The organism is Microbacterium sp. MPR-TSA4 (genome assembly GCF_058792815.1).
Genome location: NZ_JBXAFF010000003.1, coordinates 122,088 through 145,944, shown reverse-complemented (window position 1 = coordinate 145,944; position 23,857 = coordinate 122,088). Strand labels below are relative to the sequence as shown.

The 23,857-nt window shown below is 72.4% G+C and carries 20 protein-coding genes; 5 read left to right on the top strand and 15 right to left on the bottom strand.

The genetic code is table 11. From position 1 onward, the window contains the following. Position 1: 1 nt before the first annotated feature. Both rocD and ddaH read right to left on the bottom strand, forming a co-directional pair. On the bottom strand, positions 2–1,225 hold the full coding sequence (rocD, locus tag AC1Q49_RS03200; protein WP_191009501.1) for an ornithine--oxo-acid transaminase: 1,224 nt from the start codon (positions 1,223–1,225) through the stop codon (positions 2–4). Further along, a complete protein-coding gene (ddaH, locus tag AC1Q49_RS03195; RefSeq protein ID WP_492490923.1) occupies positions 1,222–2,064 on the bottom strand; it encodes a dimethylargininase in 843 nt (280 codons plus the stop codon). The genes rocD and ddaH overlap by 4 nt, the downstream gene beginning before the upstream one ends. Before the next feature lie 94 nt (positions 2,065–2,158). On the opposite strand from ddaH, the gene AC1Q49_RS03190 reads away from it, so the two are divergent. Further along, a complete protein-coding gene (locus tag AC1Q49_RS03190; RefSeq protein ID WP_492490922.1) occupies positions 2,159–2,914 on the top strand; it encodes a hypothetical protein in 756 nt (251 codons plus the stop codon). 184 nt (positions 2,915–3,098) lie between these two features. Here the strand turns inward: AC1Q49_RS03190 and AC1Q49_RS03185 are convergent, their stop codons facing one another. Further along, positions 3,099–6,773, bottom strand: coding sequence for a bifunctional proline dehydrogenase/L-glutamate gamma-semialdehyde dehydrogenase (locus AC1Q49_RS03185; protein WP_492490921.1), 3,675 nt, complete (start codon positions 6,771–6,773; stop codon positions 3,099–3,101). Between the two features lie 130 nt (positions 6,774–6,903). Here AC1Q49_RS03185 and AC1Q49_RS03180 point away from each other — a divergent pair, with 130 nt between their 5' ends. Continuing rightward, positions 6,904–7,785 carry a LysR family transcriptional regulator gene (locus AC1Q49_RS03180; RefSeq protein WP_061782463.1) on the top strand — a complete coding sequence of 294 codons (882 nt, stop codon included), beginning with the start codon at positions 6,904–6,906 and terminating at the stop codon, positions 7,783–7,785. Positions 7,786–7,799: 14 nt separating this feature from the next. On the opposite strand, the gene AC1Q49_RS03175 is transcribed toward AC1Q49_RS03180, so the two are convergent. Next, entirely contained in the window at positions 7,800–8,360 is a 561-nt protein-coding gene (locus AC1Q49_RS03175; RefSeq protein WP_060959337.1) for an acyl-CoA thioesterase, read from the bottom strand. Between the two features lie 143 nt (positions 8,361–8,503). Here AC1Q49_RS03175 and AC1Q49_RS03170 point away from each other — a divergent pair, with 143 nt between their 5' ends. Then, positions 8,504–9,022 carry a GNAT family N-acetyltransferase gene (locus AC1Q49_RS03170; RefSeq protein ID WP_060959336.1) on the top strand — a complete coding sequence of 173 codons (519 nt, stop codon included), beginning with the start codon at positions 8,504–8,506 and terminating at the stop codon, positions 9,020–9,022. A 20-nt stretch (positions 9,023–9,042) separates the two neighbouring features. Here AC1Q49_RS03170 and AC1Q49_RS03165 read toward each other — a convergent pair whose 3' ends face one another. Genes AC1Q49_RS03165 through AC1Q49_RS03155 form a run of 3 tightly spaced genes read right to left on the bottom strand, consistent with a single transcriptional unit; the run spans position 9,043 to position 12,259 of the window. Then, positions 9,043–10,476 (bottom strand): cytochrome b/b6 domain-containing protein, encoded by a 1,434-nt coding sequence (locus tag AC1Q49_RS03165; protein ID WP_492490920.1) that lies wholly within the window; start codon positions 10,474–10,476, stop codon positions 9,043–9,045. After that, on the bottom strand, positions 10,476–11,462 hold the full coding sequence (locus AC1Q49_RS03160) for an electron transfer flavoprotein subunit alpha/FixB family protein (protein ID WP_061782462.1): 987 nt from the start codon (positions 11,460–11,462) through the stop codon (positions 10,476–10,478). The genes AC1Q49_RS03165 and AC1Q49_RS03160 overlap by 1 nt, the downstream gene beginning before the upstream one ends. 20 nt (positions 11,463–11,482) lie before the next feature. Further along, positions 11,483–12,259, bottom strand: coding sequence for an electron transfer flavoprotein subunit beta/FixA family protein (locus tag AC1Q49_RS03155; protein WP_492490919.1), 777 nt, complete (start codon positions 12,257–12,259; stop codon positions 11,483–11,485). 112 nt (positions 12,260–12,371) lie between these two features. Between AC1Q49_RS03155 and AC1Q49_RS03150 the strand changes: the two genes are divergently transcribed. Further along, positions 12,372–12,890 carry a MarR family winged helix-turn-helix transcriptional regulator gene (locus AC1Q49_RS03150; RefSeq protein WP_240191177.1) on the top strand — a complete coding sequence of 173 codons (519 nt, stop codon included), beginning with the start codon at positions 12,372–12,374 and terminating at the stop codon, positions 12,888–12,890. Here the strand turns inward: AC1Q49_RS03150 and AC1Q49_RS03145 are convergent. The 8 genes from AC1Q49_RS03145 to AC1Q49_RS03110 form a co-directional block, all read right to left on the bottom strand. Then, the gene (locus AC1Q49_RS03145) at positions 12,877–13,653 is read right to left on the bottom strand and encodes an enoyl-CoA hydratase-related protein (RefSeq protein WP_492490918.1); all 777 of its coding nucleotides are present in this window, start codon (positions 13,651–13,653) and stop codon (positions 12,877–12,879) included. The genes AC1Q49_RS03150 and AC1Q49_RS03145 overlap by 14 nt on opposite strands. A gap of 4 nt (positions 13,654–13,657) precedes the next feature. Beyond that, the gene (locus tag AC1Q49_RS03140) at positions 13,658–14,812 is read right to left on the bottom strand and encodes an acyl-CoA dehydrogenase family protein (RefSeq protein WP_492490917.1); all 1,155 of its coding nucleotides are present in this window, start codon (positions 14,810–14,812) and stop codon (positions 13,658–13,660) included. A 101-nt stretch (positions 14,813–14,913) separates the two neighbouring features. Beyond that, on the bottom strand, positions 14,914–16,083 hold the full coding sequence (locus AC1Q49_RS03135) for a thiolase family protein (protein ID WP_492490916.1): 1,170 nt from the start codon (positions 16,081–16,083) through the stop codon (positions 14,914–14,916). Between the two features lie 6 nt (positions 16,084–16,089). Next, entirely contained in the window at positions 16,090–17,280 is a 1,191-nt protein-coding gene (locus AC1Q49_RS03130) for a bifunctional 2-methylcitrate synthase/citrate synthase (protein ID WP_492490915.1), read from the bottom strand. Position 17,281: 1 nt separating this feature from the next. Next, entirely contained in the window at positions 17,282–18,184 is a 903-nt protein-coding gene (prpB, locus tag AC1Q49_RS03125) for a methylisocitrate lyase (protein WP_060958349.1), read from the bottom strand. A 67-nt stretch (positions 18,185–18,251) separates the two neighbouring features. Next, positions 18,252–19,778 carry an MmgE/PrpD family protein gene (locus AC1Q49_RS03120; RefSeq protein ID WP_492490914.1) on the bottom strand — a complete coding sequence of 509 codons (1,527 nt, stop codon included), beginning with the start codon at positions 19,776–19,778 and terminating at the stop codon, positions 18,252–18,254. Then, on the bottom strand, positions 19,775–20,404 hold the full coding sequence (locus AC1Q49_RS03115) for a GntR family transcriptional regulator (RefSeq protein WP_492490913.1): 630 nt from the start codon (positions 20,402–20,404) through the stop codon (positions 19,775–19,777). The genes AC1Q49_RS03120 and AC1Q49_RS03115 overlap by 4 nt, the downstream gene beginning before the upstream one ends. Before the next feature lie 105 nt (positions 20,405–20,509). Then, complete coding sequence (locus AC1Q49_RS03110) at positions 20,510–22,180, bottom strand: PucR family transcriptional regulator (protein WP_492490912.1); 1,671 nt, start codon at positions 22,178–22,180, stop codon at positions 20,510–20,512. A gap of 167 nt (positions 22,181–22,347) precedes the next feature. On the opposite strand from AC1Q49_RS03110, the gene AC1Q49_RS03105 reads away from it, so the two are divergent. Further along, on the top strand, positions 22,348–23,835 hold the full coding sequence (locus AC1Q49_RS03105; protein ID WP_492490911.1) for a CoA-acylating methylmalonate-semialdehyde dehydrogenase: 1,488 nt from the start codon (positions 22,348–22,350) through the stop codon (positions 23,833–23,835). Positions 23,836–23,857 lie beyond the last annotated feature (22 nt).

The window sequence follows — 23,857 nt, the reverse complement described above, 5'->3', positions numbered from 1 at the left end:
CTCAGCCGGCGAGCACCAGCCGCAGCTGCTCGACCGCCCAGTCGAGCTCGGTGCCGCGCACGACGAGCGGGGGCGCGATGCGGATGGTCTGGCCGTGGGTGTCCTTCACGAGCACGCCGCGACCGCGCAGCTTCTCCGCCACCTCGCGTCCGGTCCCGTGCGCCGGGTCGATGTCGACGCCGGCCCAGAGTCCCGCGACGCGCGTGGCCGTGACGCCGCTGCCGATCAACGGCTGCAACGCCTCCTCGAGGTGCGCGCCGAGGGCGAGCGCCCGGGTCTGGAACTCGCCGGACGCGAGCATCTCGACCACCTGCAGGCCGACGGCGGCGGCCAGGGGGTTGCCGCCGAAGGTCGAGCCGTGCTCGCCGGGACGGATGACCCCGAGGACGTCGCGGTCGGCGACGACGGCCGACACCGGGACGATGCCGCCGCCGAGCGCCTTGCCGAGCAGGTACACGTCGGGCACCACGTCTTCGCGGTCGCACGCGAACGTCGTGCCGACGCGGGCGAGGCCCGACTGGATCTCGTCGGCGATGAACAGCACGTTCTCGCGGTCGCACATCTCGCGGATCGCCCGCAGGTACCCGTCGGGAGGGATGACCACTCCCGCCTCGCCCTGGATCGGCTCCACCAGCACGGCCGCCGTCGTCTCGTCGATCGCGGCGGCGATGGCCGCGGCATCCCCGTACGGCACCCGGACGAACCCGGGGGTGAACGGCCCGAAGTCGGCGCGCGCCTGCTCGTCGTCGCTGAAGCCGACGATCGTCGTCGTGCGGCCGTGGAAGTTGCCGTCCGCCACGATGACGGTCGCGGCCCCGGCGGCGACGCCCTTCACGCGGTACGCCCACGCGCGGGCGACCTTGATCCCCGTCTCGACCGCCTCGGCGCCGGTGTTCATCGGGAGCACGAGGTCTTTGCCGCAGAGCGCAGCGAGCGCCTCCGCGAACGGTCCGAGCCGGTCGTTGTGGAACGCGCGGCTGGTGAGCGTCACCCGCCCCAGCTGTGCGCTCGCGGCGGCGACGAGGGCGGGGTGGCGGTGCCCGAAGTTGACCGCGGAGTACGCCGACAGCAGATCCAGGTAGCGTTTGCCCTCCACATCGGTCACCCAGGCGCCTTCGCCCCGGGCGATGACGACGGGCAGCGGATGGTAGTTGTGGGCGACGTGCGCCTCCTCGGCGGCGATCAGGGTCGCGGTGACGTCGTCGGGCTCGGTGGTGGTGCTCATCGCTTTCCTCGCAGTTCGAGCGTGCAGCATTTGATGCCTCCGCCGCCGAGCAGGAGCTCCGACAGATCGATGGGGACCGGCACGTATCCCCGCTCGGCCAGGTGGGCGGCGAAACCGGTCGCGCGCGGCGAGACGAAGACGTGACGCCCGTCGGATGCCGCGTTGAGACCGAACACCGCCCCGTCGGCGTCGTCGACGCGGATGGCGTCCGGGTAGCGGTCCTCCAGCACGCGCACTGACGGCTCGTCGAACGCGGAGGGCAGGTAGGCGATGTTCGCGGCATCCACCCCGCCGGGGCCCTCGACGGGGTCGAGCACGCAGATCGCGGTGTCGAGGTGGTAGAACCGCGGGTCGACGAGGCGCAGCGACACGACCTCGCGCCCGAAGACCTCCGCGACCTCGCGGTGGCTGTCGCCGGTGGAACGGAACCCGGTGCCGGCGAGGATCGTCTGCCCGACGAGCAGGAAGTCGCCCTCCCCTTCCTGCACCTCGGCGGGCTCCACGACCTCGAGGCCGTGCGCCGCGAACCAGTCCATGAAGGGGCGCTCCTCGCCGCGGCGCTCGGCCACGCGGAAGCGCACCCCGAGGGCCCGTCCGTCGATGACGAACCCGCCGTTGGCGGTGTAGACCATGTCGGGAAGCCCCGGCAGCGGGTCGATCAGCTCCACCTCGTGCCCCTGCGCCCGATACGCGTCGTAGAGCGTCTGCCACTGCGCGACGGCCTTCGCCGTGTCGGTGGGCAGGGCGGGCTCCATCCACGGGTTGATGCGGTAGCTCACCGTGAAGTGCTCGGGCCGGCACATCAGGTACCGGCGGTGCTGCGCGATCCGGTCGGGCATTCTCGCTCCTCGTTCCACGCCAGGTGTCCATTGTGCCAGACGGCCGTTCGGCGCCCCCGTTGCGGAGCGCATGCAGGTGAGTAGATTTCTTCTCATGGCCCGGCGAACGGGGGACGAGACGCGCGCGCTGCTGCTGCGCGTCGGGATGCAGATGCTGCTCGAGCGCGGCGTCTCCGCCGGCGTGCAGCACATCCGCCTGCAGGAGGTGCTGCGCCGCGCCGGGCTGACCACCGGCGCCGCCTACCGTCTCTGGGCCGATCAGAACGACTACCAGCGCGACCTCGCCGTGTCCATGGTGCGGCTGCGGCTGCGCACGAGCCCGACCGCGTACGCGCGTGAGGCGGTAGAGAAGCTCGTGGCGGAGGGCGCCGACGGCGACGATGTCATCCGTGCCGCCGCCGCGGCGCACGTGCAGAGCATCTCCATCGACGCCGACCGCCCCGACCATGCGCTCGACGCGCAGCAGTTCCTCGTGACGCTGGCGCTGCGGGCCACGGCGGAGACCTGGCCCGAGCTGAAGGAGGCGAGCCGCGAGCGTCACGACGGCTCGATCGCCGCGTTCGCGGAGTTCTACGTCTACCTCATGGAGGCGTACGGGCTGCGGATGCGCTCTCCTCTGACGGTCGAGGACTTCACGGCGGTGATGGCGGCGATGTCGGAGGGCTTCGCGCTGCGGGCCGTCGAAGGCATCCCGCATCCGACGTTCGAGGTCGGTGCGGCGGAGGACATCCCCGAAGGCACGTGGACGCTGTTCGCGCTCGGCGTCCGGGCCCTCATCTCCGGGTTCATGACGCCGATCGAGGATGCCCGGCGCCCCGGCGCGCACTCCGGGAGCTCTGGGGTCGAGTGATCCCCCCGGCCCCAGAGCGACACTCCCCCCGGCGTGTCGGATGACGGCACGACCGATGCATCCTCGAAGGACGAGGTCGCCGTCCGGCGCTCCCCAGTTGCGCCATAGATATCGTCGCTCGCACGACCTTCCATCGCCAGAAAGATAAGTTGTTTCTCTTTCGGGCGGGACGTCCCGTCGGCACCTAGATCACGTCCTCGCTCCACCGGTCGGGGTTACCGAAACGGTGCGCCGTGATCGAGATCGCCTGTTCGTGCAGGAACGGGAGCAGCTCGACCCGCCCCGCGGTCGTCACCTCGCCGTCGTACACGGCGAGGTCGGGGTCGCCGTCGGTCGCTGCGACGAGGACGCCGTGCGCGGCCGCGACCGAGCCCACCGGCCCGACGAACCGCACGCGCGGCCATCCGTCCTCCTCGCGCGTCGCCGCGAGGCGGGCGATCCACTCGTCGTCGGTCTCGACGTAGACCGCGACGTCGACGTCTCCGAGCGCGCGGCGCACCCCCGCGGGAAGCCCGACCGGAGCGCTGATCGTGATCTCGCCGCCGGCGCGCACCCCCGCGACGACGACTCGGAGGAGCGCGTGCCACGCGGCATCCTTGGTCGCGCGGATCGCGACCGGCACGGGGCGATAGCGGAAGAGGTTGCGCTCGATCACCAGGTGCGAGACGTCCTTGACGCGCCCGAACTCACGATCCCAAGCGACGGCGTCGGAGAGGGCGCCGCGGCGGAGCCACTCGAACGCCTCGTAGTCCAGTGACGGCTGGGCGGCCTCGATGAGCGCGGTGATGCGCGCGTCCAGACCCCGCAGGTGCAGCGTCGACGACGGGGGCCCGCCGGCCGAGGGACGCCAGGAGCCGAACCCGATCAGGTAGTTCGGCCCGCCCGCCTTCGTGCCCGCTCCCACCGACGAGCGCTTCCACCCGCCGAAGGGCTGGCGCTGCACGATCGCCCCCGTGATGCCGCGGTTGACGTAGAGGTTCCCCGCCTCGACCTCGTCGAGCCACAGCTCGAGATCGGCGGGATCCTGCGTGTAGAGGCCCGCGGTCAGCCCGTAGGCGACGGCGTTCTGCAGCTCGATCGCCTCCGCGAGGGATGCCGCGTGCATGATCCCGAGGACCGGGCCGAAGAACTCCTCGAGATGCGTCCGCGACCCCGGGCGCACGCCCACGCGGATGCCGGGCCGCCACAGCCGTCCCGCGTGGACGGGGTCGGCCGCGTCCACCGGCTCCGGTGCGACGAGCCAGCTCTCCCCCTCCTCCAGGGTGGTCAGCGCCCACTCGAGCTTGCCGCGCGGCACCTCGATCACCGGTCCCACCTCGCTGAGCGGGTCGGACGGGGGTCCCACCCGGAGCGAGCGCACGGCGTCGACCAGCTGGCGGGCGAAGCGCTCGGACCGGGCGACCGGACCGACCAGGATCGCGAGGGATGCCGCGGAGCACTTCTGTCCGGCGTGACCGAACGCGCTCTTCACGAGGTCGGCGGCGGCGAGGTCGAGGTCCGCCGACGGCATGACGATCATCGCGTTCTTCCCGCTCGTCTCGGCCAGCAGCGGCAGGTCGGGCCGCCACGACCGGAACAGCCGCGCCGTCTCCCACGATCCCGTGAGGATGACGCGGTCGACGTCGGGATGCGCGATCAGACGCTCACCGAGCTCCCCCTCGTCGAGGTCGACGAGCGCGAGGACGTCGCGCTCGATGCCGGCGCCCTCCAGGGCCTCCCACAGCGCCTCGGCGACGACCGCGGCGCACCGCCGGGCCTGCGGAGCGGGCTTGAAGACGACGCCCGACCCCGCCGCGAGCGCCGCGATCACCCCGCCCGAGGGGATCGCGACGGGGAAGTTCCACGGCGGCGCGACCACCGTCAGCGCCGCCGGGACGAAGACGGCTCCCGCGACCCGGTCGAGCTCGCGCGCCGTCGCGGCGTAGTAGTTCGCGAAGTCGACGGCTTCGCTGACCTCGACATCCGCCTCCGCGAACACCTTCCCGGTCTCGGCGGCGGCGACCTCGATGAGCCGGCCGCGACGCGCCTCGAGGCCGCGTGCGGCGGTCTGCAGCACCGCGGCGCGATCGTCGGCCGGCACCGCGGCCCACCGCGCGCCGGCGCGACGGGCCCGGGCGACGACCTCGTCGAGCGCGGCCGGATCGTCGACGCGGGCCGCGGCGATCGCGGCCTCCCCCGCGGTCGAGCCCTCCACCCGCGACAGGATGTCGGCCGCCCACGCGCGGTTCGCGGGCAGCGCGGGGTCGGTGTCGGGGGCGTTCGCGAAGCCGGGAGCCCCCTCCGCGGCGGCGCTCTCGCGGAGGTCGAACACCGCGGTGTCGACGAAGGCACCGCCGTCGTCCCGGCCGCTCGCGATGCCGAGGACGACCTGCGTGAGGTCGGCGTCGGCGTCGGCATCGGCCGGCGCCGGCCGGGTGACGGCGAGGGGCGCCTCGGATGCCGCGGCCTGCGCTCCGCGGTCCTGCGTGCGGAGCGGGCCGGCCGGCAGGGCCGCATCGACGGCGCGATCGAGCGACGCGAGGAAACGGTCGCGCTCGCGGGCGAACATCGCGGGATCGTCGGCGAGGTCGAAGGCCGCGGAGAGGAAGTTGTCGCTCGACGCGTTCTCCTCCAGGCGGCGGACCAGGTAGCTGATGGCGACGTCGAACTCGTCGGGGCGGACGACGGGCACGTAGAGGAGCACGTGGCCCACCTCGGCCGAGACCGCCGCGACCTGCCCCTGCGCCATGCCGAGCAGCATCTCGAACTCGATGTCGGCGCGCACCCCGCGCTCACCGGCGAGCAGCCACGCGAAGGCGATGTCGAAGAGGTTGTGTCCCGCGACGCCCAGCCGGACGGCGCGCGTGTTCTCCGCTCGCAGCGCCTCGTCGAGGCAGCGGATGTACCCGGCGTCGGCGTCGAGCTTGCTGGCGTGCGTCGCGAGCGGCCAGCCGTGCATCGCGGCATCCACCCGCTCCATCGCGAGGTTGGCACCCTTGACGAGGCGCACCTTGATGCGCGCGCCGCCGGCATCCACGCGCTCCTGCGCCCACGCGGTCAGCCGCCGCAGCGCGGGCAGCGCGTCGGGGAGGTAGGCCTGCAGCACGATGCCCGCCTCGAGCCGCTGCAGCCGCGGGTCGGCGAGCAGACGGGTGAACACCGCGATCGTCAGGTCGAGGTCGCGGTACTCCTCCATGTCGAGGTTGATGAAGGTCTGCGTCGCGTCCGGACCCGGTGCGGCCGCGGCCGTCAGATAGAGCGGCAGCAGCCGCTCGACCACCTTCTCGACGACCTCGTCGAACGCCCACATCGAGATGTGGCTGGCGATGGCCGACACCTTCACCGAGACATAGTCGACGTCGTCGCGGCGGATGAGGTCGTGGATGCCGTCGAGCCGCGTGCGCGCCTCGTCCTCGCCCAGCACGGCCTCGCCCAGCAGGTTGAGGTTGAGACGGGCGCCCGAGGCGCGGATCGCGGCGAGGGCAGGGCCCAGCTTGTCGGGCCGGGCGTCGACGATGAGGTGGCCGACCATCTCGCGCAGGGCACGGCGGGCCAGGGGCACGGTCGGCGCGGGCAGCAGCGGTGCGAGCGCGCCGCCGGTGCGGACGGCGGCGCGGAGGTACCAGGGCAGGAAGCCGGGCACGAGCGGGGCGACGCGCTGCAGGTTCGCGGCCGCGGCGCCCAGCGACTCGGGCCGCATCACGCCGTCGACGAAGCCGATCGTGAACGGCAGGCCGTGCGGGTCCTTCAGCACCCCGGCGAGACGCGCGGCGGCCGGGTCGACGTCCGCCGCGGCGGACTCGTCCACCCAGCGGCGCGCGAGCGCGACGGCGCGCTCGGCGAGCTCGGATGCCGAAGGGGGCGCAGTGTCGTCGTCCATCACGCTTCCAGAGTGCACTGTGTCCATGCGTCCAGCGTGCGGCACGCATATGATTCGGCAAAAGCGATGATCCTCGACGGATATCGTTCGACGAGACCGATGTTTTTCCCGGCGGGTGCGAGGAGCGGACATGTTCGAGCTGCGGCGCCTGCGCCTGCTCCACGAGCTGGCGCAGCGGGGGACCATCGCCGCCGTCGCACAGGCCCTCTCGTACAGCCCGTCCACCATCTCGCAGCAGCTCGCGCAGCTGGAACGCGACGCCGGTGTGGCTCTTCTCACCCCCGACGGTCGCCGCGTCCGTCTCACCGCGCACGGCGAGACGCTGGCCGCCTTCGCGGCGCGCGCCCTCGCCGCGGACGAGGAGATCCGCGGCGAGCTCGAGGAGCTGCAGGCCGGCGTCGCCCCCGTGCGGGTCGCGGTGCTGCAGACGGCGGCGCGCACGATCGTCCCCTCCGCCCTGACCCTGCTCGCGGCGCGGGCTCCCGGGCTGCGCGTCGAGCTCGCCGAGCTGCCGCCCGAGGAGGGCCTCTTCGAGCTCGGCGCCCGGGGGTTCGACCTGGCGATCGCCGAGCAGTACCCCGGGCTGACCCGGCCGCATCGTTCCGAGCTCGACCGCGACGTGCTCGGCTCCGACCCGATCCGGCTCGCGACCTCGGGCGAGCCGCGCCCGCTCGCCGCGCTGGGCGACCGCCCGTGGGTGATGGAGCCCCGCGGGACCGCGGCGCGGGAGTGGGCCCTGCAGCAGTGCCGCGCTGCGGGTTTCGAGCCCGACGTGCGCTTCGAGCTCGCCGATCTCGGCGGGCACGTCGAGCTCATCGCGGCCGGTCACGCCGTCGGGCTGCTGCCCGACCTGCTGTGGGGCGGCGGCGTGCCCCGCGTACGGTTGACTCCCCTGCCGGGCGATCCCGTCCGCGAGATCTTCACGGCGGCGCGCCGCGCCAGCCGCAACCGGCCCGGCATCCGGGCCGTGCGCGACGCGCTCAGCGACGCGTTCGCCGCACGCTCACGCTGAGGCCGGTGCGAGGATCAGTCCCACTCGCTGGGGGCGGGGGCCTTGGTCGAGGGCAGTGCGCTGTCGCGTGCCCAGTCGGCGACCCACTGCGGCAGCGGCGGGAGGTCGTCCGGCCGCTGCAGCGCCTCGAACAGCTCGTCGGTGTTGACCACGCCGCCGCTGCGGCGCAGGAACCGCGCGCGCACGATCATCTCGGCGTAGACCTCGCCGTCGACGACGGCCCGGTGCATCTGATAGACCGCCTTGTCGTCGTGACCGTAGAGCCGCGACTCCACCGTGAACCGCTGCCACAGCTGCAGCGACTTGCGGAAGGTCACCGTCTCGCTCGCGACCACCGCATACCAGCCCTGGGCGTTCATGGCGTCCCAGATGCCGGTGCGGATGAGCAGATCGAAGCGCCCGAGGTCGAAGAGGGAGGCGTAGCGGCCGTTGTTCATGTGACCGAGCAGATCGATGTCGGTCGGCAGGGTGCGCAGCCGCAGTCGTCCCACGCTGCGCGGCGGCATCGGCCCCCGGCGGTGCAGCAGCACCTTCGCACGCCAGATCGTCAGCAGGGTCCGCCACCACACGTTCACGAAGCGCGATGCTAGCGGGTTCGACAGGGGTCCGCGGAAATCCGTTGTGGGCATCCCACAGTCCGCTCGACGCGTCCCGGGCCGTGCTGTGGGCCGGGCTGCGCCGATTTCGCGAATTCCGAGGGCCGCCGTAGAGTCTGGCCATGGCAGCCACCACCGACTTTTCAGCGCAGACCGACACCGTCGTCCGTCCCGTTCGCGACGTCGATGCCGAGGCCCTCGGACGCGTCCACGCCAGCTGCTGGCACGAGACCTACGACCATCTGATCAGCAAGGCCGCACTCGAGAACGTCTCGCCGAAGCGCCTCGCCGAGCTGTGGACCCACTGGGCGCAGCAGGGCCCCGAGTTCAAGATGTTCGCCGCCCTCGTCGACGGCGACATCGTCGGCTTCGTGGGATCGGGCCCCGCGCGCGACCGCGACGCCCCGCGCACCCGCGAGCTGTACTTCATCTACCTGCTCGACCAGTTCCACGGCACCGGCATCGGCCAGCAGCTGTTCGATGCCGCCGTCGAGCCCGGCGAGGAGCTGTACCTCTGGGTCGCCGAGGACAACCCTCGCGCGCACCGCTTCTACGTGCGCAACGGCTTCGCCCTCGACGGCGCGAGCCACACCGAGCCCTTCCTCGGCGAGACGCTCACCGAGGTCCGTTTCGTCCGCTGACGGCGTCCGCCGGGGGACGGTCAGCGTCCGCTGACCGTCCCGAACAGACGCGCGATGGGCGCCAGCACGAGCGGCCGCGCCGCCACCCAGGCTCCGGCGATCACGACGAGCGAGACGACGAACAGCCAGAAGCCGGTCCAGTTGTCGGCGTAGGCCGTCGGATCCACGGAGCCCTGCGCGGCGTACATGTGGTTGAGGTTGCGCAGCGCCCCCGTCGCCAGCACCAGCACGACGTGGATCACGATGAACACCACGAAGAACAGCATCACCGGGAAGTGCACCTTCCGCGCCCACTCGATGGGGTAGGCGGCGCTGAGCGTGAGGTTCTTCTTCGGCCACATCCCGCTCATGCGGTAGCCCGTGATCGCCGCGAGCGGGGCCGCGATGAAGACGGTCGAGAAGTACGCGAGCTGCTGCAGCGAGTTGTAGTTGACCCAGCCGTTCTCGGTGGGCCAATCCAGCGACACGTACTGCAGCGCGGCGCTGAGCGCGTTGGGGAACACCTCCCAGCTCGTCGGCACGATCCGCATCCACTGCCCGGTGACGAACAGCAGGACGATGAAGACGGCGCCGTTGACCAGCCACAGGATGTCGAGCGCCTGATGGAACCAGATCGTCAGGCTGGTCTTGCCCTTGGGGTTGTTCTTGGGCGCCCAGAACACGGTCGGACGCTTCTCGCGACGGATGGTGAGGCCCGAGCGGATGATCAGCACCATCAGGAACACGTTGAAGAAGTGCTGCCAGCCCAGCCAGGCGGGGATGCCGACGGGGGCGCCGTCGGGAAGGTGGTACTCCCCCGGGTAGGTCGCGAGGAAGTCCCGCATGCCGTCCAGGCTCAGCAGGAACCTCACCGCGAGCACGGCCATGCCCGCCGCGAACAGCAGTGCGAGGCCCCCGACGACGACGGCTCCGGCCCACTGCGTGCGGGTGAACGGTCCGACCCGTCGCGGCTCGGTCTTCGGGATGGGGCGGTGGGACACCGCGCGTCCCGCCCACGCGCTGCGCGGCACCGTCAGCGGCGCGCGGGGGCCTTCGGGCACCGCCGGGACCGCGGGTGCAGCGGTCGGCGCGACGACCTCTGCCGGTGCTTCCGCCATCGGCACCGTGGTGTCTGCCGGCGGCCAGGCCTCTCCCCCGGCCACGCGCGGCAGCCCGCGGCGCACCCCGACGCCCTGCTCGCGCACGGGCTCGGCGACCTCCGCGACGGCGGCGACCTCCGCGACGGCAGGAATCTCCGCTACCTCGGGCCAGGGCTCTCCCCCGGGCGTGCGCGGGAGTCCGCGCCGCACCGCCGAGGACGCGGCCGGAGAGGGCGCGACGGCCGCAGCGGGGGCCGCCTCCGTCACCGTCTCCACCACCGCCGCCTCAGCGCTCCCGGTGTCGAGGGGCGGCCACGGCTCGCCTCCGGCGACGCGGGGAAGCCCCCGGCGCACCGGCGATCCTCCCGTCGCCATCAGGCCTTCCTGGCTTCGAGGGCCGCGATGAGCTGCGGGACGACCGTGAACACGTCCCCCACGATGCCGAAGTCGGCGATGTCGAAGATGGGGGCGTCGCCGTCTTTATTGATCGCGACGATCGTCTTGGCGGTCTGCATGCCCGCCTTGTGCTGGATCGCGCCGGAGATGCCGAGCGCGACGTACAGCTGCGGCGAGACGGAGACGCCGGTCTGGCCGACCTGGTGCGAGTAAGGGACGTAGCCGGCATCCACGGCCGCCCGCGAGGCACCCACCGCGGCGCCGAGGGTGTCGGCGAGCTGCTCGACCAGCGCGAACTTCTCGGCCGAGCCGAGTCCGCGCCCGCCCGAGACGACCTTCGCGGCGCCGCGCAGCTCGGGCCGCGACGACGCGGCGACCTCCGCCTCGAAGCCGGTGATCCGCGCGGCGGGCGCGCCCGAGGCGGCGACCTCCAGCGGCACGGCCTGCGCCGCCGTCGACGCGGCGCGCGCGTCGACGGCTCCCTGCCGGACCGTCACCACGAGGGTCCCGAACGTCGGCGCGCTCGTGACGTTGTACGACCCGCCGTAAACGGAGTGCTGCGCCAGCACGCCCTCCTCGTCGCGGGCGACGCCCACCGCGTCCACCGCGAGCGCCGAGCGGGTGCGTGCCGCGAAGCGGCCGGCGACGTCGCGGCCCTCGATCGAGTTCGACACCAGCACCGCGTCCGGCTGCACGAGCGCGGATGCCGCGGCGAGCGCGTCGACGAGCGGGACGGTGAGGGCGCTGTCCGCACCGCCGAGCGGGGCGGTCAGCACGAGGGGCGCGCCGAGCGCGCCGGCGGCCTCGACGAGCGCCGCGTGGCGCGACTCGTCGGCGACGACCAGCGCGACGGGCGCACCGATACCGGCGGCGGCCCCGAGGAGCCCCGCGGCCGAGCTCGCGAGCTCACCGGCCGGGGTGACGTCCAGCAGGACGAGGATCGAATCCGCGGCGAAGTCCACCATGTCGTTTCCCACCTTGTTCCTCAGGCCAGTCTGTTCTCGACGAGGAACGCGGCGAGCTTGTCGGCGGCATCCCCCTCATCGACGATCTTCACACCCGCGCCGCGCGGCGGCTTCTGTCCGACGGCGGTCATGATCGACTGCGGCGCGGTGGCCGGGTCGACATCGACGTCGAGGTCGGCGAGCGAGACCGTCTCGAACGGCTTCTTCTTCGCCGCCATGATGCCCTTGAAGTTCGGGAATCGGGCGTCGGGCAGCGCCTCCGTGATCGAGATCACGGCGGGCAGCGGCGCCGTCACGCGTGCCGTGCCGAAGTCGGTCGCCCGCGTTCCGGCGACCTCGCTCTCGCCGATCTCGACCGACGAGAGGGCGGTGGCCTGGGGCACCTGCAGATGCTCGGCGATCATGGCGGGAAGCACCCCGCCCGTGCCGTCGGTGGAGAGGTTGCCGGTGATGACGAGGTCGAACCCCGCCCGTCGGACGGCGGCGGCCAGCACGGCGGCGGTGACGCCCAGGTCGGCGCCGGAGAGCGCGGGGTCGACGACCTGCACCGCGGACGCCGCCCCCATGGCGAGACCCTTGCGCACGGTCGCGGCGGCATTCTCGGAGGCCATCGAGACGACCGTGACCTCGGTGCCGGGGTGCGCGTCGGCGTAGCTCAGCGCCACCTCGAGCGCCCGCTCTCCGATCTCGTCGAGCACGCGGTCAGAGGCGCCGCGGTCGGCGAGACCGGTCTCGAGATCGAGCCTCCGGTCGCCATAGGTGTCGGGGACTTCTTTGACCAGCACCACGATCTTCATCGGTTCTCCTTCACGACGCACTCATTCTAGAAGGTGCGACTCAGTATCGCATCCGTTGACACTGAGGCTCACGCGCTAGCGTGAGAGCACACACCCGCCCCGAGGAGGACCCGTGAACCGTGACCCGTCGCCGCGCCGCGACCCCATCGCCGAGGCGCGCCGGCAGTGGGTGGAGCACGGCTGGGCGGATGCCGCGGCCGGCATGACCGCCGTCACGAGCATCATGCGCGCCCACCAGCTGCTCCTGGCCCGTGTCGATGAGGCGCTGAAGCCGTTCGCCCTCACCTTCGCGCGGTACGAGCTGCTGACCCTGCTGAGCTTCACCCGCGCGGGGCGGATGCCGCTGTCCTCGGCGGCGAGCCGCCTGCAGGTGCATCCCACGAGCGTGACGAACACCGTCGATCGGCTCGAAGCAGCCGGACTGGTCACGCGCGAGCCCCACCCGGGCGATCGGCGCGCGACGCTCGTCGCACTGACCCCGGCGGGACGCGAGCTGGCGGCGCGTGCCACGGCGGCGCTCAACGCCCGCGTGTTCGCGGCGCCGGGCCTCGACGACGGCGACGTGGAGGGGCTCATCGCGATCGTGGCGCGGTTGCGCGCCGGCGCCGGCGACGTGGTCAGCGATTCGTGAACCTCGGCGCGCGCTTCTCGCGGAAGGCGGCCATGCCCTCCTTCTGGTCGTCGAGGCCGAACAGCGACGTGAACACCTGCTTCTCAAACCGCAGCCCCTCCGCACCGGTCGTCTCCAGCGACGCCCGCAGCGACTCCTTGGCGGCGTAGAGCACCGGCAGCGACTTCGCCGCGATCTGCTCGGCCATGGCCTCCGCCTCGGCGAGCAGGTCGGCGGCGGGGACGACGCGCGAGACGAGGCCGGAGCGCTCGGCCTCCGCGGCATCCATCATGCGGCCCGTGAGGACGAGCTCGGCCGCCTTGTAGTAGCCGATCGCGCGCGGCAGGCGCTGGGTGCCGCCGAGGCCGGGGATGACCCCGAGCGTGATCTCGGGCTGGCCGAAACGCGCGGTGTCGGCGGCGAGGATGATGTCGCACGCCATCGCCAGCTCGCACCCCCCGCCGAGCGCGTACCCCGCGACGGCGGCGATGACCGGCGTGCGCACGCGCGAGAAGGCCTCGAGACCGGTGAAGGGGCTGCGCAGCGACATCTCGACCGGCGACTTGTCCTCCATCTCCTTGATGTCGGCGCCGGCGGCGAACGCGCGCTCCGACCCGGTCACGACGATGCAGCCGATCTGCTCGTCGGCGTCGAACGCGACGGCCGCGTCGGCCAGCTCGCCCAGCAGCGTGGAGTTGAGCGCGTTGAGCGCCTCGGGGCGGTTCAGGGTGATCCACCCGACGCGGCCGCGGATGGAGACGAGGAGGGTGGAGTAGTCGCTCATGTGCTCATGCTCCCAGAACGTCGCGGCCGATGATCACGCGCATGATCTCGTTCGTGCCCTCCAGGATCTGATGCACCCGCAGATCGCGCACCACCTTCTCGATGCCGTACTCCTGCAGGTAGCCGTAGCCGCCGTGCAGCTGCAGCGCACGGTTGGCGACCTCGAAGCCGGCATCGGTCGCGAAGCGCTTGGCCATCGCGCACTGCACCGCGACGTCGTCGGCGTGGGTGTCGATCGCGCGGGCGGCGTCGCGGACGAGCGCGCGGGCCGCCTGCAGCTGGGTCGCCATGTCGGCGAGCGCGAACACCACGCTCTGGCGTTCGGCCAGCGCCTCGCCGAACGTGAAGCGCTCGTGCACGTAGCGCACGGCACGATCGAGCGCCCACTGGGCACCGCCGACGGAGCAGGCCGCGATGTTGACGCGGCCGCCGTTGAGACCGCTCATCGCGATGCGGAACCCGCCGCCCTCGCTTCCCAGCAGAGCGGATGCCGGGACCCGCACCTCGTCGAGGATCACCTGGCGGGTGGGCTGCGCGTTCCACCCCATCTTGCGCTCGTTGGGGCCGAAATTCAGCCCCACGGCGTCCGCCGGAACCAGGAAGGCGCTGATCCCGCGCGCCCCGGGCTCGCCGGTGCGGGCCATGACGACGTAGACCGCCGCGTCGCCGGCGCCGGAGATGAACTGCTTCACGCCGGTGAGCACGTAGGCGTCGCCGTCGGCGATCGCACTGGTGGTGATGGCCGCGGCATCCGAGCCGGCACCGGGCTCGGTGAGGCAGTAGGCGCCGAGGTCGCGCAGGGTCGTCAGCCGCGGCAGCCACTCGTGGCGCTGCGCCTCGGTGCCGTGGGTGTCGATCATCCACGCGACCATGTTGTGGATGCTGATGTAGGCCGCGATCGTCGGGTCGCCCATCGCCAGGTGCTCGAAGATCAGCGCGGCGTCCTCGCGCGCGAGCCCGGTGCCGCCGACGTCTTCGCGCACGTACAGTCCGCCGAGCCCCAGCTCACCGGCGTCGGCGAGCACGTCGCGGGGGAAGTGCTTGTCGCGGTCCCACTCCAGAGCGTGCGGCTCGAGCCGGGTGCGCGCGAACTCGCGCACCGCGTCGAGGATCGCTCCGCGCTCATCGGCGGAGAGCGAGGGGGTGAAAGTCATGCTCATCGCGTCACGTCCTTGTGAAACAGATCGACAGCCAGAATCGTGCCGGGTAGGGCACAGCGATCATTTTACATGGACGTCCTAGTAAATGGGGACGCCGCCCCCTACAGCCGTTCGATGATCGTCGCGTTGGCCATGCCGCCGCCCTCGCACATCGTCTGCAGGCCGTAGCGACCGCCCGTGGCCTCGAGGTGCGCGAGCAGCGTTCCGAGCAGGCGCGTGCCGCTGGATCCGAGCGCGTGACCGAGCGCGATCGCCCCTCCCCACGGGTTGAGCTTCGCGGCATCCGCCCCGAGCTCTGCCGCCCAGGCGAGGGGCACCGACGCGAACGCCTCGTTCACCTCGTAGGCGTCGAGGTCGTCGATCGTCAGCCCGCTCCGCTCGAGGATGCGCCGCGTCGCGGGGATCGGCCCCGTCAGCATCAGGAGGGGATCGTCGCCGACGACCGCGAAGGCGTGGAAGCGGGCCCGGGGTGTGAGCCCGAGCTCGAGCGCCTTCTCCTCGCTCATGATCAGCGCCGCGGAGGCGCCGTCGGTCAACGGCGAGGAGTTGCCGGGGGTGATCCGCCAGTCGATCTCGGGGAAGCGCTGCGCCGCGGCATCCGTCCGGAAGGCGGGCGCCAGCCCGGCCAGGGCGGCGACGGTCGTTCCCGGTCTCACCGTCTCATCGGCCGTGACCCCGGCGACCGCGAGCATCTGCGAGGCGAACCGGCCCTGCGCCTGCGCCTCGGCCGCCCGCTCGTGGGACTCCGCCGCGAACGCGTCGAGCTCTTCGCGCGAGAACCCCCAGCGCGCGGCGATGAGCTCCGCGGAGACGCCCTGGTTCACGAGCCCGTCGGGGTAGCGCGCGTGCAGCCCCGGCGAGAAGGGCGAGCCCGCGACGGAGGCCGCGACACCCAGCGGCACCCGGCTCATCGACTCGACGCCTCCCGCGATGACCACGTCGTACTGGCCGGAGATGACGCCCTGGGCGGCGAAGTGCGCGGCCTGCTGGCTCGATCCGCACTGCCGGTCGATCGTCGTCGCCGGCACCCGCTCGTCGAAGCCGGCGGCGAGCACCGCCTGCCGGGCGACGTTCATCGTCTGCTCGCCGACCTGACTGACGCAGCCGAGCAGCACGTCGTCGACCTGCGTCGAGGCGAGCCCGTTGCGCGCCAGCGTCGCGCGCAGCACCTCGGCCGCGAGGTCGACGGGATGGATGCCGCTGAGCGCCCCGCCCGGCTTACCGCGCCCGGACGGGGTGCGCACGACGTCGACGATGACGGCGGTGCGCATGTCCGCTCAGCCCTCGGCTTCGGCGGCCCGCAGCGCGATCGACGAGGTGCCGGCCTCGTCGACGAACCCGTCGACGTGCCGCTCGTCGACACCGCTGTAGGCCGACAGGGGGCGGATGAGCGCGTTGGATGCCGCCTGCTCCCTGATGTGGGCGGTCCACCCGACGACCCGCGCCGCGACGAACAGCGGCGTGAAGGTGAGCGTGTCGAAGCCCATCAGGTTGTACGCGGGGCCCGACGGGTAGTCGAGGTTGGGGTAGATGCCCTTGCGCTCGACGAACTCGCGCTCGAGCGTCGCGTAGAGCGCTTCGACGTCGGGACGGTCGTAGTGGACGATGAGCGTGTCGAGGGCGGCCTTCATCGTCGGGACGCGCGAGTCGCCGTGCTTGTACACGCGGTGGCCGAAGCCCATGATCTTGCGCTTCTCGGCGAGGGCGCGATCGAGCCACGGCCCGACGTTGTCGGCGTCGCCGATCTCGTCGAAGATGTGCAGGACGGCCTCGTTCGCGCCGCCGTGCAGCGGCCCCTTGAGCGCTCCGATCGCCCCCACGACCGCCGAGTACAGGTCGCTGAGGGTCGAGGTGATCACCCGCGCCGTGAACGTCGACGCGTTGAAGGAGTGCTCCGCGTAGAGGATCATCGAGCGGTTGAAGGCGTCGACGACGACGGGGTCGAACTCCTCGCCGAAGGTCATCCAGAGGAAGTTGGCCGCGTAGTCGAGGTCGTCGCGTGGGGCGATGGGCTCCTGGCCGCGGCGCCGGCGCTGTCCGTAGGCGACGATCGCGGGCAGGGCCGCGAACAGGCGGATGCTGCGGGCGAGGTTGTCGGCGGGCGACCCGCTCGCGTCGAGCACCGAGCCGGTGCCGGCGAGGTCGCGGGCGCCGAGCACGCTGACGGCGGAGCGCACCTCGTCCATCGGGTGCGCGTCGAGCGGAGTCAGCTCGATCACCGCCCTGACGTCGTCGGCGAGCGCGCGGTACCGGCGCTCGGTGGCCCGCAGCTCGGCGAGCTGGTCGGCGGTCGGCAGCTCGCCGTTCCACAGCAGGTAGGCGACGGCTTCGGCCGGCTGCGTCGCGGCCAGCTCGTGCACCGGATAGCCGCGGTAGAGCAGGGAGTTCGTCTCCGGGTTGACCTTGCTGATGGCGGTCGTGTCGGCGACGACGCCCGCCAGTCCCTTGTGGATCTGCTGGTCGCTCATGTCACTCCTTCGTGATCTGGAAGTCGAAGATGCTCGAATCGAAGTGGTTGTAGCCCTCGTAGTCGATGAGGTCGTACAGCTCGGCGCGATGCTGCATCTCGCCGAGACGGGACGTGAGACGCCCCTCGTCGTTCAGGGTATCCAGCGCGCGGGAGGCCGCGCCCATCGCGATCCGCAGGAGAGAGACCGGCCAGATCACGATCTGCACGCCCGCATCCCGCAGCTGGTCGACCGTGAACAGGTCGCTCTTGCCGAACTCTGTCATGTTCGCCAGCACCGGCACGTCGACGGCGGCGCACACGGCCTCGAACTCCGAGAGGTCGCGCATCGCCTCGGGGAAGATCGCGTCGGCCCCGGCATCCACCAGCGCCTTGGCGCGGTCGACGGCGGCGTCCAGGCCCTCTATCGCACGGATGTCGGTGCGCGCCATGACGAGGAAGTTCGGGTCGCGGCGGGCATCGACGGCGGCGCGGATGCGCTGCAGCGCGGTACCGGTGTCGACGACCTGCTTGCCGTCGAGGTGGCCGCAGCGCTTCGGGTTGACCTGGTCTTCGATGTGCGTGCCCGCGAGCCCCGCGTCCTCGAGGGTCTGGATGGTGCGCGCGACGTTCATCGGCTCGCCGAAGCCGGTGTCGGCGTCGATGATCGCCGGGAGCTCGGTCATGCGGGCGATCTGCTGCCCGCGACCGGCGACCTCCGTGAGGGTCGTGAGCCCGATGTCGGGAAGCCCGAGGTCGGCGCTCAGGACGGCGCCGGAGATGTAGACGCCCTCGAACCCCTTCTGCTCGATCAGCCGCGCCGACAGCGGGTTGAACGCGCCGGGGAAGCGGACGAGCTCTCCCGCGCGCAGGCGTTCGCGCAGCAGGCGCCGCTTCTCGGATGCCGGGGTCTGGCTGTACAGCATCAGTCGGCTCCGTCCTGGGTACTCCGGTCGTCGAGCGAGGAGCGGAGCGACGAGTCGAAACGGAGCATCAGAACAGCCCCTTCGGGCTCGGAACCGAGGCCAGCACGCCGTCGCGGGCGACGATGTTGAGCTGCCGCACCTCATCGGCGGTCAGCTCGGGCAGTCGCTCGGCGAGGGCGAGGAACCGCTCGATCTCGGCGGGCTCCAGCACCGGCTCGGCGAGCAGGCGGAACTTGCGGATGTAGTCGGCGCGCGCGAACGGGCGCGCGCCGAGCGGGTGGGCGTCGGCGACCGCGATCTCGTCGACGATCGTCGAACCGTCCGTGAGACGGATCTCGACGCGTCCACCGAAGGCCTTCTCGTCGGGGTCGTCGGAGTGGTAGCGGCGGGTCCACTCGGCATCCTCGGCGGTCGTGATCTTGTGCCACAGCGCGACGGTGTCCTCGCGTGCCGCCCGCTCAGGCAGGTACGAGTCGACGTGGTGCCAGCCGCCGTCCTGCAGGGCGACGGCGAAGATGTACGGGATCGAGTGGTCGAGGGTCTCGCGGGAGGCCGCCGGGTCGTACTTCTGCGGGTCGTTGGCGCCGGAGCCGATCACGTAATGCGTGTGGTGGCTGGTGTGCAGCACGATGCTCTCGACGTTCGCGGGGTCGGCGAGCTCGGGATGGGTGCCGTGGAGCTTTCGGGCCAGGTCGATCCAGGCCTGCGCCTGGTACTCGGCCGAGTGCTCCTTCGTGTAGGAGTCGAGGATCGCCCGCTTGGGCTCGCCGGGGGCGGGCAGCGGCACGTCGTACGCGGCGTCCTTGCCGTCCAGCATCCAGGCGATGACGCCGTCCTCGCCCTCGTAGATGGGCGACGGCGAGGTCTGCCCGCGCATCGCGCGGTCGACGGCCTCGACCGCCATCTTGCCCGCGAACGCGGGGGCGTGCGCCTTCCACGTGGAGATCTCGCCCTTGCGCGACTGACGGGTGGCCGTGGTCGTGTGCAGGGCCTGCGCGACGGCCTGGGCGATGGTGCCGGCCTCGAGGCCGAGGAGCGTGCCGATTCCGGCGGCCGCGGACGGGCCGAGGTGGGCGACGTGGTCGATCTTGTGCCGGTGCAGGCTGATGGCGCGCACCAGATCCATCTGGATCTCGTAGCCGGTCGCGATGCCGCGCACCAGCGCCGCCCCGTCGGCGCCGACGTGCTGGGCGACGGCGAGGATCGGCGGGATGTTGTCGCCCGGGTGGGAGTACTCCGCGGCGAGGAAGGTGTCGTGGTAGTCGAGCTCGCGCACGGCGACGCCGTTGGCCCACGCCGCCCACTCCGGGCTGGTGCGCACGTCGTCGGGCTCGCCGAACACGGTCGCGCCGTGTCCGCCGCGCGACACGGGGTGGTCGAGCGCCTGCGCGCGGGCGGCGGTCACGGGGCCCCGGGTGAGGGATGCCGCGGCCACCGCGGCATTGTCAATGACGCGGTTGATGATCATCTCGACGACCTCGGGCAGGGCGGCCACCGGGTCGGCGGCGACCTCGGCGATCGCGAACGCGAGCTGATCCTCGCGCGCGAGGTTCTCCTCGCTGCGGTGCACACGGACGTGGTGGGTGACGGTCATGGGGTTCCTTCCAACGAGGCGAGGATCGCGGCGAGCGCGTTGTGCAGGTGGACGTGGGTGGCGTGCGCGGCGAGCTCCGCGTCGCCGGCCCCGATGGCCGACGCGATGAGCCGGTGCTCGGCCACGGACGCCGCGAGCCGCTCGGGGTTGTCGCGTGCGAGGCGGCGCACGCGCACGAGGTGCGTGCGGACCGTCTTCAGCGCCGCGGTCAGGTAGTCATTGGCGACGGCGAAATCGAGCGCGTCGTCGAAGCGCGCGATGAGGGCGTAGTAGGCGTCGGGGTCGGCGGCGGCATCCGTGGCGGCGAACTCGGTCGCCAGCGCGGCGAACGGCGGCGTGGCCCCGGAGCGGACCGCCAGGCGCGCGGCGGTCTCTTCGAGCGCCCGGCGCACCTCGAACAGCTCGCGGATGTCGTCGGCGTCGAGGTCGCTGACGACGGTCATGCGCGGCGACGCCTGCACGACGAGCCCGTCCGCGGCGAGCCGGCCGAGCGCCTCGCGCAGCGGCGTGCGGCTCACGCCGAGGCGCACCGACTGCTCCACCTCGGCGAGCACGGCGCCGGGGCGGAGGACGCCGGACTGGATCTCGTCGAGGAGAGTGCGGTAGGCCCGATCGCTCGCACGCACGACAACTCCTCTCGTCGACATCACTGTATACAAAAGTAGCTCTGAGAGGAAGTCATCGGCCCCGCTCTGCTACTAGTGCATACAGAAGGTCGTGCGCGCCGCGGTTCAGTGGGGAACGTGGAGCCGATGGGTCAACACGGCGAGGTGCAGGGCCGCGATCTGCTCGCCGTCGTCGAAGTCGATACCGAGCAGGTCTTCGAGCAGGGCGATGCGCTGGTAGAAAACCGAGCGCGACAGGTGCGCCGCCTCCGCGGCCGCCGTGCGGTTGGACGGGTGCGCCAGCAGGGCCGCGAGCACGTCGAGCAGGTCGCCGCCGCGGCCCCGTGCCTCGGCCAGCACCGGGGCGAGCATCCGGTCCGCGTGCGCGACGAGGCGATGATCGTCACGCATCGCGGCGACGACCCGGGTCAGGGGCCGCTCGACGGTGCGGCGCCCGTCGCCCTCGCGGTCGCGGCGCGCGCTGCGGATGCCGTCGTCGGCCGCGACGAGGTCGATCGTCTCGCGCAGCGCACCGACGAGCAGGCCCATGCCCCGCTCGTCCTCGACGGAGGGGATGGCGACACCGGGGCCGAGCACGACGCGCGGCCGCGCCGGGCGCGACGGCAGGGTCGTCGCAGAGGCGCCGGCGGAGGCGGTGGCGACGCGCAACGCCTCCTCCAGTGCGGCGGCGAAGGCGTCGGCGCGATTGTCCGCGGCGGTCGCGGCGCGGGCGGGTACGGTGAGCAGCACCGGCGTGCGGACGAGGCCCGACCCGTCCTCCAGTGTCGCGCTCGAACCGCACACGGCACGCGCACCCAGCGCGGCGGCGGCGACGTCCGCCGCGGTCGCGACACCCACGGCATCCTCGCGACCGGCCGGGGCCAGCGCGACGAGCGGGAACGCGACGACGCCGGCGAGGGGCAGGCCGGCCGCGTCCAGGCGGGCCGCCGCCGCCCCGAGGCTCGTGAACCGGCCGTCGACGAGCGCGTCGACGACGCGGCGGCGCCCCAGCCGGGACCACTCCTCTCCCCCCGGATCGGCGAGCCGGCCCAGGGCGAGCGCCGTGGCCGCCTGCTCGAGGACGGCCTCCCGTCCGGCCGGGTGCGGTGTTCCGGGCAGCGCGACGAGCCATCCCCACCGGATGCCGCGGGCTTCGACGGCGACGATCGCCCGCCCCTCGTGGTCGGGGGCCGCCGCGGCCGCACGCGACCGGCGTCCCCAGCCGCGGAGGGTCTGCGTCTCGATCGCCCCGCCGACATGGGCGACCACCACCTCGTGCGCGACGGTCTCCAGCACGACGGGGGCGGCGAGGGCGAGCCCGACCTGCTCGACGATGAACTCGGCCGGCGCTCCGCGCAGCGCCAGCCCGGTGAACAGGGTCCGTACCGCGTCGCGCGCCTCCAGCGCCGTCGTCTGGTCGGCGATGATGCGACGGTGCACGGCCTCGGTGATCGTGACGAACTTGACCTCGCGGTGGAGGGCGACCAGCGCGAGGCCCGCCGAGCGGGCGGCATCCGCGAGGACCGCCGGCACGTAGCGGTAGTGCGAGCCGAGCTCGAGCACGATGCCCGCCGCGCCGACCCGGGCCAGCTGCGTCACGAACCCGGCGAGCAGGGCGGGGTCGTCCGGCCAGCCGGAGCCCGTCGACAGCAGCAGCTCACCCCCTTCGAGCAGCCGCGCGACGTCGGCGCTGTCGGAGACGTGGACCCATCGCACGGCGGCGCCGAGGGCGTCGCCGCCGACGACCACGACGGGCGCTCCGGCGGAGAACACCGCCAGGGCGAGCACCTCCGCCACGGTCGGCAGAACCGTCGTCGGACGTTCTGTCCGGGAAACGTCTACATCGTGACGAACAGACACCTGCGCCTCCCCCATCGCTGAGTCAGCATAAGCATGGCACGTGCCGGTCGATCTGTCCGACCCGCGTACCCGCCCGTCGTCTCCCCTCCCGTCAGGAGCCCCGCATGGATCTCATCCGTCACCACGTCGCCGGCCGATCGACCGGATCGGCCGAGCGCACCGGCCCCGTCTACGACCCGGCGACCGGCGTCGTGCAGGCGGAGGTCGCGTTCGCCTCGACCGCCGAGACGGATGCCGCGATCGCGGCGGCCGCCGCCGCGCTGCCGGCCTGGCGGGCGACGAGCCTCATCAAGCGCGCCGACGTGTTCTTCCGCCTGCGCCACCTCCTCGTCGAGCGGGCGGACGAGCTCGCCGCCATCATCACCGCCGAGCACGGCAAGGTGCTCTCCGACGCGAAGGGCGAGATCAGCCGCGGCATCGAGAACGTCGAGTTCGCGGCGGGACTCGTCCATCTGCTGAAGGGCGAGCACGCCGAGCAGGTCTCGCGCGGCGTGGACGTGCACTCGGTGAAGCAGCCGGTGGGCGTCGTGGGCGCGATCACCCCGTTCAACTTCCCGGTGATGGTTCCGCTGTGGATGACGGCATCCGCCATCGCGTGCGGCAACACCGTGGTGCTGAAGCCGAGCGAGAAGGACCCCTCGGCCGCGCTCTTCCTCGCGCGGCTCTACGAGGAGGCGGGCCTGCCGGCGGGTGTCCTCAACGTCGTGCACGGCGACAAGGTCGCCGTCGACGCGATCCTCGACTCCCCCACCGTCCGCGCCGTGAGCTTCGTCGGCTCGACGCCGATCGCACGCTCGATCTACGAGCGCGCCGCCGCGAACGGCAAGCGCGTGCAGGCCCTCGGCGGCGCCAAGAACCACATGGTCGTCATGCCCGACGCCGACCTGGATGCCGCGGCCGACGCCGCCGTGTCGGCCGCCTACGGTTCGGCCGGCGAGCGCTGCATGGCCGTCTCCGTGCTCGTCGCCGTCGGCGACGACGTGGCGGACGCGCTGGTCGAGAAGGTCGCGGAGCGCATCGCCGGGCTGACCATCGGCGCGGGCACCGACCCGGCGAGCGAGATGGGCCCGCTCATCACGCGCGAGCACCGCGACAAGGTCGCCGCGTACGTCTCCGGCGCCGCCGCCGAAGGCGCGACGGTGGTCGTCGACGGCACGACGCAGCAGTTCGAGGGCGACGGCTTCTTCATCGGCGTCTCGCTCGTCGACCGGGTCGCTCCCGGCATGAAGGTCTACGACGAGGAGATCTTCGGCCCTGTGCTCTCCGTCGCACGCGTCGCGACCTACGACGAGGCGGTCGCCCTCATCAACGGGAGCCCCTTCGCGAACGGCACCGCGGTGTTCACGCGCGACGGCGGCACCGCCCGCCAGTTCGAGTTCGACATCGAGGTGGGGATGGTCGGCGTCAACGTGCCCATCCCCGTGCCGGTGGGCGCGTTCTCCTTCGGCGGGTGGCGCAACTCGCTGTTCGGCGACTCGCACATCTACGGCCCCGAGTCGATCCACTTCTACACGCGGAGCAAGGTCGTGACGACCCGCTGGCCCGACCCCAGCGAGAGCCAGATCAGCCTCGGCTTCCCCAGCAACCACTGACCCCGCGGCATCCGAAGGAGAC

Coding starts and splice junctions, on each gene's coding strand:
- AC1Q49_RS03160 (WP_061782462.1), bottom strand. CDS start 11,462: ATGGTGGACTTCGCCGCGGATTCGATCCTCGTCCTGCTGGACGTCACC.
- prpB (WP_060958349.1), bottom strand. CDS start 18,184: ATGCTGTACAGCCAGACCCCGGCATCCGAGAAGCGGCGCCTGCTGCGC.
- AC1Q49_RS03180 (WP_061782463.1), top strand. CDS start 6,904: ATGTTCGAGCTGCGGCGCCTGCGCCTGCTCCACGAGCTGGCGCAGCGG.
- AC1Q49_RS03130 (WP_492490915.1), bottom strand. CDS start 17,280: ATGAGCGACCAGCAGATCCACAAGGGACTGGCGGGCGTCGTCGCCGAC.
- AC1Q49_RS03155 (WP_492490919.1), bottom strand. CDS start 12,259: ATGAAGATCGTGGTGCTGGTCAAAGAAGTCCCCGACACCTATGGCGAC.
- AC1Q49_RS03120 (WP_492490914.1), bottom strand. CDS start 19,778: ATGACCGTCACCCACCACGTCCGTGTGCACCGCAGCGAGGAGAACCTC.
- AC1Q49_RS03170 (WP_060959336.1), top strand. CDS start 8,504: ATGGCAGCCACCACCGACTTTTCAGCGCAGACCGACACCGTCGTCCGT.
- AC1Q49_RS03165 (WP_492490920.1), bottom strand. CDS start 10,476: ATGGCGACGGGAGGATCGCCGGTGCGCCGGGGGCTTCCCCGCGTCGCC.
- AC1Q49_RS03145 (WP_492490918.1), bottom strand. CDS start 13,653: ATGAGCGACTACTCCACCCTCCTCGTCTCCATCCGCGGCCGCGTCGGG.
- AC1Q49_RS03185 (WP_492490921.1), bottom strand. CDS start 6,773: ATGGACGACGACACTGCGCCCCCTTCGGCATCCGAGCTCGCCGAGCGC.
- rocD (WP_191009501.1), bottom strand. CDS start 1,225: ATGAGCACCACCACCGAGCCCGACGACGTCACCGCGACCCTGATCGCC.
- AC1Q49_RS03105 (WP_492490911.1), top strand. CDS start 22,348: ATGGATCTCATCCGTCACCACGTCGCCGGCCGATCGACCGGATCGGCC.
- AC1Q49_RS03135 (WP_492490916.1), bottom strand. CDS start 16,083: ATGCGCACCGCCGTCATCGTCGACGTCGTGCGCACCCCGTCCGGGCGC.
- AC1Q49_RS03190 (WP_492490922.1), top strand. CDS start 2,159: ATGGCCCGGCGAACGGGGGACGAGACGCGCGCGCTGCTGCTGCGCGTC.
- ddaH (WP_492490923.1), bottom strand. CDS start 2,064: ATGCCCGACCGGATCGCGCAGCACCGCCGGTACCTGATGTGCCGGCCC.
- AC1Q49_RS03140 (WP_492490917.1), bottom strand. CDS start 14,812: ATGAGCATGACTTTCACCCCCTCGCTCTCCGCCGATGAGCGCGGAGCG.